We start from the raw sequence: 10,078 nt of genomic DNA on the forward strand, positions 1-10,078 counted from the left end.
AGGGCATCCAGTCGCCGCGGCCGTCAGAAGCGAAAGGCCGCGGCGTACCGGACCGTCCGAGGACGATGACGCCGGGGGATCACTTCGCTTCCGCCCGCTTGGGCGGGGTGGCCGGCCACGACTTCACCAGCGTGTCGTAGTCGACGGTTTCGCCCTTCGGCTTCTCGTTCGCCAGCTTGCGCTGCGGCGCGACGTTGCCGTCCTTCTCGGACTTCTTGAACCAGAACTCCGCCGTCTCCTTCTTGTTCAGCTTCGGCCCGCACTCCTTCTGCACGCCGGACTTCTCAAGACGTTCGAGCACCGAGTCCTGGGCTGCGGCCAGTGCGTCCATCGCCTGCTGCGGCGTCTTGGCACCGGACGACGCGTCGCCGATGTTCTGCCACCACAATTGCGCAAGCTTCGGATAGTCAGGCACGTTGTTGCCGGTCGGGGTCCACTGCACGCGCGCGGGCGAGCGGTAGAACTCGATCAGGCCGCCGAGCTTCGGTGCACGTTCAGTAAAGGACTTATCCCAGATGTCGGATTCGCGCACAAAGGTGAGGCCGACATGGCTCTTCTTCAAGCTGACCGTCTTGGAGTTGATGAACTGCAGATAGAGCCAGGCCGCCTTGCGGCGATCGGGCGGGGTCGACTTCAACAACGTGGCGGAGCCGGCGTCCTGATAGCCGAGCTTCATGCCTTCCTTCCAGTACGAGCCGTGCGGCGACGGCGCCATACGCCACTTCGGCGTGCCGTCCGCGTTCACGACCGGGATACCGGGCTTCACCATGTCGGCGGTGAAGGCGGTGTACCAGAAGATCTGCTGCGCGATCGCACCTTGTGCCGGCACCGGTCCCGATTCGGAGAAGGTCATGCCTAGCGCCTGCGGCGGGGCATACTTCTTCATCCACTCGAGATATTTGACGATCGAATAGACCGCCGCCGGGCCATTGGTGTCACCGCCGCGCTCGACGGACGAGCCGACGGGACGGCAGCCTTCCATGCGGATGCCCCATTCATCGACCGGCTTGCCGTTCGGGATGCCCTTGTCGCCGTTGCCGGCCATCGACAGCCAGGCGTCGGTGAACCGCCAGCCGAGCGAGGGGTCCTTCTTGCCATAGTCCATGTGGCCATAGACCTTGACGCCGTTGATCTCCTTGATGTCGTTGGTGAAGAACTCGGCGATGTCTTCATAGGCCGACCAGTTCACGGGAACGCCGAGCTCGTAGCCATACTTGGCCTTGAACTTGGCCTTGTACTCCGGATTGGAGAACCAGTCGTAGCGGAACCAATAGAGGTTCGCGAACTGCTGGTCGGGAAGCTGATAGAGTTTGCCGTCCGGACCCGTGGTGAAGGACTTGCCGATGAAGTCGTTGACGTCGAGCTGCGGATTGGTGACGTCCTTGCCCTCTCCGGTCATGTAATCCGACAGGATCACGGTCTGGCCGTAGCGGAAGTGGGTGCCGATCAGATCGGAGTCATTGATCCAGCCATCATAGACGTTCTTGCCGGACTGCATCTGCGTCTGCAGCTTTTCAACGACGTCACCTTCCTGGATCAGGTCGTGCTTGACCTTGATGCCGGTGATTTCGGTGAAGGCCTTCGCCAGGGTGCGTGATTCATACTCATGCGTCGTGATCGTTTCCGAGACGACGTTGATTTCCATTCCCTTGAAGGGGGCGGCGGCCTTTTCGAACCACTGCAACTCCTTCAGCTGGTCGGCCTTCGACAGCGTCGAGGGCTGGAATTCGCTGTCGATCCACCTCTGGTTGGTGGCGTCGTCCGCACGCGCGGGTGCGGCAATGGTCACGGAAGCGGCGATCAGCGCAACCGCGCTGGTCATCGTCAGAAAGCTCTCCTTGGTCAACGGACCATTCCTTCCTCTCAAGCGTCGCATGTTGGATCCTCCGGTTGCAGCGACAAACACAAACTCAGGCCCGGGTTGATCCCGGATCTGCTCTTCTTCGCTTGCTAGACGGTGCGGAAAATCGCAACGGCCGAGACAAGCGAAATCAGGGTTGCGAGCCACAGGCTCGAAATCTCAACGCCCTCCCCGATCGGCAACGTGGCGATCGGGTCGGTGCCGACAAAGGCGATCCACAGCAAATGAATGACGGCAGCAAGCACCAGCGAAATGAACAGTCGGTCGCCGCGCGTGGTCGGAATGCGCAGAACCCCGACGCGCTCGGCTTCGGGATAGACGGCCGCGAGCCAGGTCATGACACCGAGCGTCAGCGCCAGCATCACGAAGAAGATCGCGGTCGGCAGCGTCCAGGCCATCCATGCGATGTGTTCCATGGCTACACCCGTCCCAGCGCGAACCCGCGCGCGATGTAGTTGCGGACGAACCAGATCACCAGCGCGCCGGGGATGATGGTGAGCACGCCGGCGGCGGCGAGCAGGCCCCAGTCCATGCCGGCGGCAGAGACCGTGCGCGTCATGATGGCCGAGATCGGCTTGGCGTTGACCGACGTCAGCGTTCGCGCCAGCAGCAACTCGACCCAGGAGAACATGAAGCAGAAGAAGGCAGCGACGCCGATGCCGCTCGCGATCAAGGGCACCAAGATCTTGGCGAAGAAGCGCGGAAACGAATAGCCGTCGAGGAACGCAGTCTCGTCGATCTCGCGCGGCACGCCCGAGACGAAGCCTTCGAGAATCCAGACCGCCAAGGGTACGTTGAAGATGCAGTGCGCGAGCGCGACCGCCCAGGGCGTATCGAACAAATTGATCGCCGAATAGAGGTTGAAGAACGGCAACGCAAACACCGCCGCCGGCGCCATGCGGTTCGACAACAGCCAGAAGAACAGATGTTTGTCGCCGAGGAAGCGGTAGCGCGAGAAAGCGTAGGCCGCCGGCAAGGCCACCGCAATCGAGATCACGGTGTTGATCAGAACGTAGGTGAGCGAGTTGATGTAGCCGGAATACCAGCTCTCATCGGTGAAGATGCGCTTGTAGTTCTCCAGCGTCGGCTGGTGCGGCCACAGCGTCATCGTCGTGACGATTTCGGTATTGGTCTTGAAGCTCATGTTGACGAGCCAGTAGATCGGCAACAGCAGAAAGATCAGGAACGACACCATGATGATGCGACGGCCGGGAATCGAGTTCATCACGCGGCTCCCTTCTTTTCGGGACGCTCGGTCCCGGCATTCGTCATCACGGTATAGAACACCCAGCAGACGATCAGGATGATCAGGTTGTAGACCAGCGAAAGTGCTGCGGCCTTGCCGAGATCGAACTGCCCGAGCGCGATCTTGACCAGCTCGATCGAGACGAAGGTGGTCGAGTTGCCGGGACCGCCGCCGGTGACGACGAACGGCTCGGTGTAGATCATGAAACTGTCCATGAAGCGCAGCAGCACGGCAATCAGAAGTACGCGGTTCATCTTCGGCAGCTGGATCGCCTTGAACACCGCCCAGCGCGAGGCGCCGTCGATCTGCGCCGCCTGGTAATAGGCGTCGGGGATCGACTTCAGGCCGGCGTAGCAGAGCAGCGCGACTAGGCTGGTCCAGTGCCAGACGTCCATCACGATGACGGTGGCCCAGGCATCGAACTCGTTGGAGACATAATTATAGTCGATGCCGAGACTGTTCAGCGTATAGCCGAGCAGGCCAATGTCGGGGCGGCCGAAAATCTGCCAGATCGTACCGACCACGTTCCACGGGATCAGCAACGGCAGCGCCAGGATCACGAGGCAGACGGCGACAGTCCAGCCCTCGCGCGGCATCGACAGCGCCACGACGATGCCGAGCGGCACCTCGATCGCAAGGATGATGGCGGAGAACAGCAGGTTGCGGCCGAGCGAAGCGAGGAAGCGGCCGCCGAGGTCGGTCGAGGGATCGAGCAGCTCCTTGAACCAGCCGACGCCATTCCAGAAGAACTGGTTGTTGCCGAACGTGTCCTGCATCGAATAGTTCACGACCGTCATCAGCGGCAGGATCGCGGAGAACGCGACCACCGCAAATACCGGCAGCACCAGGAACCAGGCTTTCTGATTGATGGTCTTGTCCATCAGGCAACCCCCTCGACCAGACGGCTGTCGGCATAGACGTGAACATGGGCGGGATCGAACACGAGCCCGACCGTGTTGTCGGATACGGAGAATCCCGGCGGCACGCGCGCGGCAAACTTGACATCGCCGATCCGTACCCGGGCGAAACGCGCGCGACCGAGATCGTCGATGCGCTCGATATTCGCCGATAGCAGGCCCGGCGCGGGAGCGGCGATGTTAACGAATTCCGGCCGCACGCCGATCTCGATCTTCGCACCCGCCGGCAGCACGCCGTAACTGCGATGCAGGCGGATGACATGGCCGTCGATGCGCGCCTCGTGCCCGCTCACGACAGCCGGCACGATGTTCATCCCGGGCGAGCCGATAAAATAGCCGACGAAGGTATGCGCGGGCTTGTCGAACAGTTCGGCCGGCGTCCCGCTCTGCACCACGCGGCCGTCATGCATGACGACCACCGTATCGGCAAAGGTCAGCGCTTCGGTCTGGTCGTGGGTGACGTAGATCATCGTGAGATCGAGTTCGCGGTGCAGCGCCTTCAGCTTCGAGCGCAGCTGCCATTTCAGCTCGGGATCGATCACCGTCAGCGGCTCGTCGAACAGGACCGCGGCGACGTCGGAGCGGACGAGGCCGCGGCCGAGCGAAATCTTCTGCTTGGCGTCGGCTGTCAGGCGCGTCGCCTTACGGTCGAGATAGAACGTGAGATCCAGCAGATCGGCGATCTGCCTCACCCGCTTCTCGACCTCGGACTTCGGCACGCCACGATTCTGCAGCGGGAATGCGAGATTCTGCCCGACCGTCATGGTGTCGTAGATCACCGGAAACTGGAACACCTGCGCGATGTTGCGCTTCTGGGTTGACAGCGGTGTGATATCGGCGCCGTCGAACAGGATTTTTCCGCGCGAGGGCGTGACGATGCCGGAGATCAGGTTGAGCAGCGTGGTCTTGCCGCAGCCGGACGGGCCGAGCAGCGCATAGGCCCCGCCCTGCCGCCAGGTCATCGTCACCGGCTTTAGCGCAAAGGATTCCGCCGGCGCGTCATTTCCGCCGTAGGAGTGCGCGAGATCCACGAGGTCAATGCGTGCCATGTCGCATCTCCCTCACGCGCTTCTATTCTTTGACGCGTTTTCTTCACGCGAACCGCCAAGCACTTCGCTTGAAAACGCTTTGCCCGGCGCGGCGACCAGACGGTCGGCAGCGTCGAACACGAAAACATTGTCGGGATCGAGCACGGCATCGAGCATATGACCGGGCTCGTATTCATGCACGCCCGGCAGCACCGCGACCCAGTTGGAGGCATCGCGGTTGAGATGCACGAAGCTTTCCGAACCGGTGATCTCGGTCACCGTGACGGTGGCGTGAAATGCGTGACGGCCGGCGATGCCGTTGGCCACCTCGAGCTGATGGGCCCGGAAGCCGACGCGATACGGGCCATCGGCAAGCCTCGCGTAAAGCCCGGTGGCCGGCGCCTGGACGCCGCCGGCGTACTGCACCGAACCGTTCTTCTTCTCGATGCCGACGATGTTGAGCGGCGGATCGGAGAACACCTGCGCCACCCGCAGCGTATCGGGCTGACGATAGACTTTTGAAGTGTCGCCGGCCTGCAGAACCTTGCCCTCCCACATGCAGACGGTGTTGCCGCCGAGCAGCAGAGCCTCGGAGGGCTCGGTCGTCGCATAGACGAAGATCGAGCCCGACGCTTCGAAGATGCGCGGCAGTTCGGCGCGCAATTCCTCGCGCAGCTTGTAATCGAGATTGGCAAGCGGCTCGTCGAGCAGCACGAGGTCGGCGCCCTTGACCAGTGCGCGCGCGATCGCCGTGCGCTGCTGCTGGCCGCCGGAAAGCTGCAACGGCGTGCGTTTCAGATAGGGCTCGAGCCGCAGCAGTTTCGCGGCCTCCTGAACCCGCCGGTCAATCTCCTCGCGCGGCCGGCCCTGCACCCGCAGGGGCGAAGCGATGTTCTCATAAACCGTCAGCGAGGGATAGTTGATGAACTGCTGATAGACCATCGCGACCGAGCGCTGCCGCACATCGGCGCCGGTGACATCGTTGCCGTCGACCAGCACGCGTCCGGTTGCAGGCTTATCCAGGCCGGCGAGCAGCCGCATGATCGATGTCTTGCCCGACAATGTCGGTCCGAGCAGCACGCTCAGCGTGCCGCGTTCCAGCGTCAGCGAAACGTCGCGAATGGTCGCCATGCCATCCACGGTTCGCGTGACATGCTCCAGCGTGACGCTCATGGCCGCCCTCCCGCTTCACGCAAGGGACGTTCGCCGGAGCCGCTGTTGGCCTTCATCCATTCGTCGAGCACAGCGATTTCATCTGATGACAGCCGCAAGCCAAGCTTGGACCTTCGCCACACCACGTCTTCGGCGCTGCAGGCCCATTCGTTCGAAATCAGGTAGCGGACCTCGCTTTCGGTCAGCGTACCGCCAAACGACTGGCCGAGGTCGGCCAATGATTTCGCGTTGCCGAGCAATTTTGTCGCACGCGTGCCATAGGCGTGCGCGAGCCGGTTGGCATGCGCCGGTTCGAGAAACGGATATTTCCGCGTCAGCTCGGCCGTCAGCGCGGCGACCGCGGAAACGTCCATGTCACCGCCAGGCAGCGGCGCCTTGCCGGTCCAGCCTTCCTTGTCTTTCGCACTGTGCAGGTAGGGCGCGAGCCGTTCCAGCGCCTCTTCCGCGAGCCGCCGATAGGTCGTGATCTTGCCGCCATAGATCGACAGCAGCGGCGCGCCGCCCGGCGTATCCAGTTCGAACACGTAGTCGCGGGTCGCCGCTTTCGCTTCGCTGGCGCCATCGTCGTAGAGCGGGCGGACGCCGGAATAGGTCCAGACGACATCGGCGGGCAGCACCGGCTTTTTCAGGTATTCGCTGGCCGACGCACAGAGATATTGAATCTCCTCGGGGCTGGCCTTCACCTTGGCCGGATCGCCGTCATAATCGCGATCGGTGGTCCCGATCAGCGTAAAGTCGTCCTGGTAGGGAATGACGAAGATGATGCGACCGTCGGCGTTCTGGAACATGTAGGCGCGGTCGTGATCGTAGAGCTTGCGCACCACGATGTGGGAGCCCTGCACCAGCCGCACCTTTGCGCGCGCGTTGACGCCCGAGCCCGTCGACAGCACCTGCTCGACCCACGGGCCGCCGGCATTGACGAGTGCGCGCGCCTGGATGGTGGTGCGCACACCGCTGACCATGTTCTCGACGGTGAGATGCCAGATGCCGTCGATCTGCCTGATCTCGACCGCGCGCGAGCGGGTGTGGATTTCGGCGCCGCGGTCGGCAGCGTCCCGCGCAGTCAGCACGACGAGACGCGCGTCATCGACGAAGCAGTCGGAATATTCGAAACCGCGCTTGTAGCGGTTGGCGATCAAGGGTTTGCCCACTTCGTCATGGACGAGATCGACCGAGCGTGTCGGCGGCAGCAGGTGCCGGCCGCCAATATGGTCGTACAGGAACAACCCTAGCCTTAGCAGCCAGGCAGGCCGCAAGCCGGAATGGTGCGGCAAAACGAAACGCAAGGGCCTGATGATGTGGGGCGCGATCTGCCAGAGAATTTCGCGCTCGATCAGCGCCTCGCGGACCAGGCGGAATTCGTAATATTCGAGATAGCGCAGCCCGCCATGCACAAGCTTGGTCGACCAGGATGACGTCCCACTCGCCAAGTCATTCATTTCACACAGGAAAACGGAATTACCCCGGCCCACCGCGTCGCGCGCGATGCCGCAGCCATTAATACCGCCTCCGATAATGGCGAGGTCGAATATCCGATCCAACAGACGTTTCCCCGGCGATCGCCCATTCACTTCGGCGACTTTACTTTCGGATGGGAGTTAATCACAACCAAAAACGAAATCAAGACGAAAGCGAAGTGAAAGTGGAACCGGTCGTTGGGAAATCCGGTGATGGGGCCGACAATGCGTGCAGCGACCTTCAAGCAGCCGGGCTGTCATCCTTCGAGACGGCGCTTCACGCCTCCTCAAAATGAGGTCTGAGTCTGTTCACCGTTGCGAATCTTAGACCCTCATGGTGAGGAGCCGCGCAGCGGCGTCTCGAACCATATGGCGGAGCCGACAGCCCGCGAGGCCGCTACTTCAATCGCACCAGTGAAGCGGTCTCACCCGTGTCGCTCCGCTCATCGATATCGGCCGCCGGCTTGTCCATCGCCTCGACCACCTCGATGCCGCGGTGATGGCAGATATTGGCAAGTCCTGCCGGCAGTGGCGCGTCCGTGACAAAGGTCTGGATCTGGCTGAGATGGGCGATGCGCACCGGCGCGCTGCGGCGGAGTTTTGTCGAGTCCGCGACCAGCATGACGCTGCGCGCGTTGGCGATGATGGCCTGGGCCGCCTGCACCTCGCGATAATCGAAGTCGAGCAGCGCGCCCTCCTCGTCGATCGCGGATGCGCCGATGATGGCGTAATCGACCTTGAACTGGCCGATCAGGCTGATCGCGGTCGAGCCGATCACGGCGCCGTCGGCGCGGCGCACGGCGCCGCCCGCCACGATCACCTCGATGCGCGGGTGCCGATACAAGAGCATCGCGACGTTGAGATTGTTGGTGATGACGAGCAGGTCCTCATGCGAGGTCAGCGCGCTGGCAACTTCTTCGGTCGTCGTGCCGATGTTGATGAACAGCGAGCAGCCGTTCGGAATCCGCGACGCCGCGGCGATGCCGATCGCCCGCTTCTCCTCTGCGGCCACGAAACGCCGCGCCTCGTAGGCGAGGTTCTCGACGCCGGAAGCAATGATGGCGCCGCCATGGATACGGGTCAGCGAGCGCTGGTCGCAGAGATCGTTGAGGTCCTTGCGGATGGTCTGCGCCGAGACCTCGAAACGCTTGGCGAGGTCTTCCACCATCACCCGGCCAAAGGCGCGGGCGATGTTGAGGATTTCAGTCTGGCGATGGGACAGTCCGGCCATGGCGGCACCCTCGAGATACAGACTTAGGGCACAAAGTTGCCGTCATGGTGCGGCTGATTGGCGTCGCGGTCAACGAGGGAGATCGGCCGCTCCGGCCGCCAGCGGACCGAAACAAGGAAACTGGTTAAGGCAAGCGAAGCAATACGCGGCGCTCGACAAAACGACAGATGGCTGAAAGAGTGCCGCACAATTCAAAAAAATGGAGGAAACCATGAATATCGATCGACGCCAGCTCGCCCTGCCCGTGCTCGCGCTTGGGCTGACACTTGGGCTCATGAGCGCCGTCCCCGCTTTTGCCGGCGCGGACGAAGATGCCGTTGCGAAGAACGTCGAAACCTTCCGTGCGGGACAGGCCGCCGGCAATGCGGAGGCCATCGCCTCGCTCTGCGCCGATGACCTTAGTTACAGCCACTCGAATGCCAAGGTCGACACCAAGGCGGCGCTTCTCGACGGTATCGCCAAGGCCAACTACAAATGGACGTCGCTCGAATACAAGGATCCCACGATCCGCGTCGTCGGCCCGACCGCCATTGTGCGCTTCAACTTCGTCGGCGAGCAGGAGTTCACCGACGGCAAGAAGACGCCGCAGAACCTGCACATCCTGATGAACTGGCAGAAGCAGGGCAACGACTGGAAACTGCTGTCGCGGGCGGCCACCAAGCTCTGACCGCCGCGAACGACCGGCGCTGGCGGTTAGGCCGCCAGCGTCACACCGCTGACGAGCTCTCGCGCGGCTCGCTCGGCCTCCCGCGCGTTGCGAAATATCCGCCCTTCCAACTGGTTGAAACGGTGCGAGGCGGCGAAGAAGCAAAAGCCGCCAGGAGTGCGCACGACAATCCCCGCCGGCTGCGAACCGACCTCGATGATGTAAGTGTCCGACATGACCCAGCCTCTGATTTCTGCCGGGCTTACAACGGGTTGCAGGACCAATTGTTCCCGCTTCACCGTTGCGTCGTGAGGCCGATTTATGTCAAAGCTTGGCACGGAATCCCTCGCGAATCGCCCAAATGGCCGGAGAACTGACATGATGTCGAAATTCGCGCTCTCGATGCTTGTCGCCCTTGCGGTTTGTGCGCCGCTCCAGGAGGCGGCGGCGCAGGAAAGCACGCTCGGCGGCGCGCTGTTCGGCGGCGCTGCGGGCGCGATCGTCGGCGGCGCGCTGGGT

Annotated in this window: 10 protein-coding genes; 1 reads left to right on the top strand and 9 read right to left on the bottom strand. The window is 62.6% G+C overall.

Annotated features, from left to right (window positions below):
• Positions 1 to 79: 79 nt before the first annotated feature.
• The 8 genes from CQ12_RS39995 to CQ12_RS40030 all read right to left on the bottom strand — a co-directional run bounded on the left by CQ12_RS39995 (position 80) and on the right by CQ12_RS40030 (position 8,913).
• A complete protein-coding gene (locus CQ12_RS39995) occupies positions 80 to 1,876 on the bottom strand; it encodes an ABC transporter substrate-binding protein (RefSeq protein WP_083519696.1) in 1,797 nt (598 codons plus the stop codon).
• A gap of 74 nt (positions 1,877 to 1,950) precedes the next feature.
• Positions 1,951 to 2,277, bottom strand: a complete 327-nt coding sequence (locus CQ12_RS40000) for a DUF2160 domain-containing protein (RefSeq protein ID WP_057840722.1) — start codon at positions 2,275 to 2,277, stop codon at positions 1,951 to 1,953.
• Between the two features lie 2 nt (positions 2,278 to 2,279).
• Positions 2,280 to 3,086, bottom strand: a complete 807-nt coding sequence (locus CQ12_RS40005) for a carbohydrate ABC transporter permease (protein WP_057840731.1) — start codon at positions 3,084 to 3,086, stop codon at positions 2,280 to 2,282.
• Entirely contained in the window at positions 3,086 to 3,988 is a 903-nt protein-coding gene (locus CQ12_RS40010) for a carbohydrate ABC transporter permease (protein WP_057840723.1), read from the bottom strand. Before CQ12_RS40010 ends, CQ12_RS40005 begins: the two co-directional genes overlap by 1 nt.
• Positions 3,988 to 5,073: an ABC transporter ATP-binding protein gene (locus CQ12_RS40015; protein WP_057840724.1), complete on the bottom strand. Its 1,086-nt coding sequence runs from the start codon at positions 5,071 to 5,073 to the stop codon at positions 3,988 to 3,990. Before CQ12_RS40015 ends, CQ12_RS40010 begins: the two co-directional genes overlap by 1 nt.
• Before the next feature lie 12 nt (positions 5,074 to 5,085).
• A complete protein-coding gene (locus CQ12_RS40020; protein WP_057840725.1) occupies positions 5,086 to 6,225 on the bottom strand; it encodes an ABC transporter ATP-binding protein in 1,140 nt (379 codons plus the stop codon).
• Entirely contained in the window at positions 6,222 to 7,766 is a 1,545-nt protein-coding gene (gene glpD / locus CQ12_RS40025) for a glycerol-3-phosphate dehydrogenase (protein WP_057840726.1), read from the bottom strand. Before glpD ends, CQ12_RS40020 begins: the two co-directional genes overlap by 4 nt.
• A gap of 313 nt (positions 7,767 to 8,079) precedes the next feature.
• Complete coding sequence (locus CQ12_RS40030; RefSeq protein ID WP_057840727.1) at positions 8,080 to 8,913, bottom strand: DeoR/GlpR family DNA-binding transcription regulator; 834 nt, start codon at positions 8,911 to 8,913, stop codon at positions 8,080 to 8,082.
• Between the two features lie 211 nt (positions 8,914 to 9,124).
• Here CQ12_RS40030 and CQ12_RS40035 point away from each other — a divergent pair, with 211 nt between their 5' ends.
• Positions 9,125 to 9,580, top strand: coding sequence for a nuclear transport factor 2 family protein (locus CQ12_RS40035; protein WP_057840732.1), 456 nt, complete (start codon positions 9,125 to 9,127; stop codon positions 9,578 to 9,580).
• Between the two features lie 26 nt (positions 9,581 to 9,606).
• Here the strand turns inward: CQ12_RS40035 and CQ12_RS40040 are convergent, their stop codons facing one another.
• Positions 9,607 to 9,795, bottom strand: coding sequence for a hypothetical protein (locus tag CQ12_RS40040; protein ID WP_057840733.1), 189 nt, complete (start codon positions 9,793 to 9,795; stop codon positions 9,607 to 9,609).
• Positions 9,796 to 10,078 lie beyond the last annotated feature (283 nt).

The sequence above is a fragment of the Bradyrhizobium jicamae genome (assembly GCF_001440395.1).
Taxonomy (GTDB): Bacteria; Pseudomonadota; Alphaproteobacteria; order Rhizobiales; family Xanthobacteraceae; genus Bradyrhizobium; species Bradyrhizobium jicamae.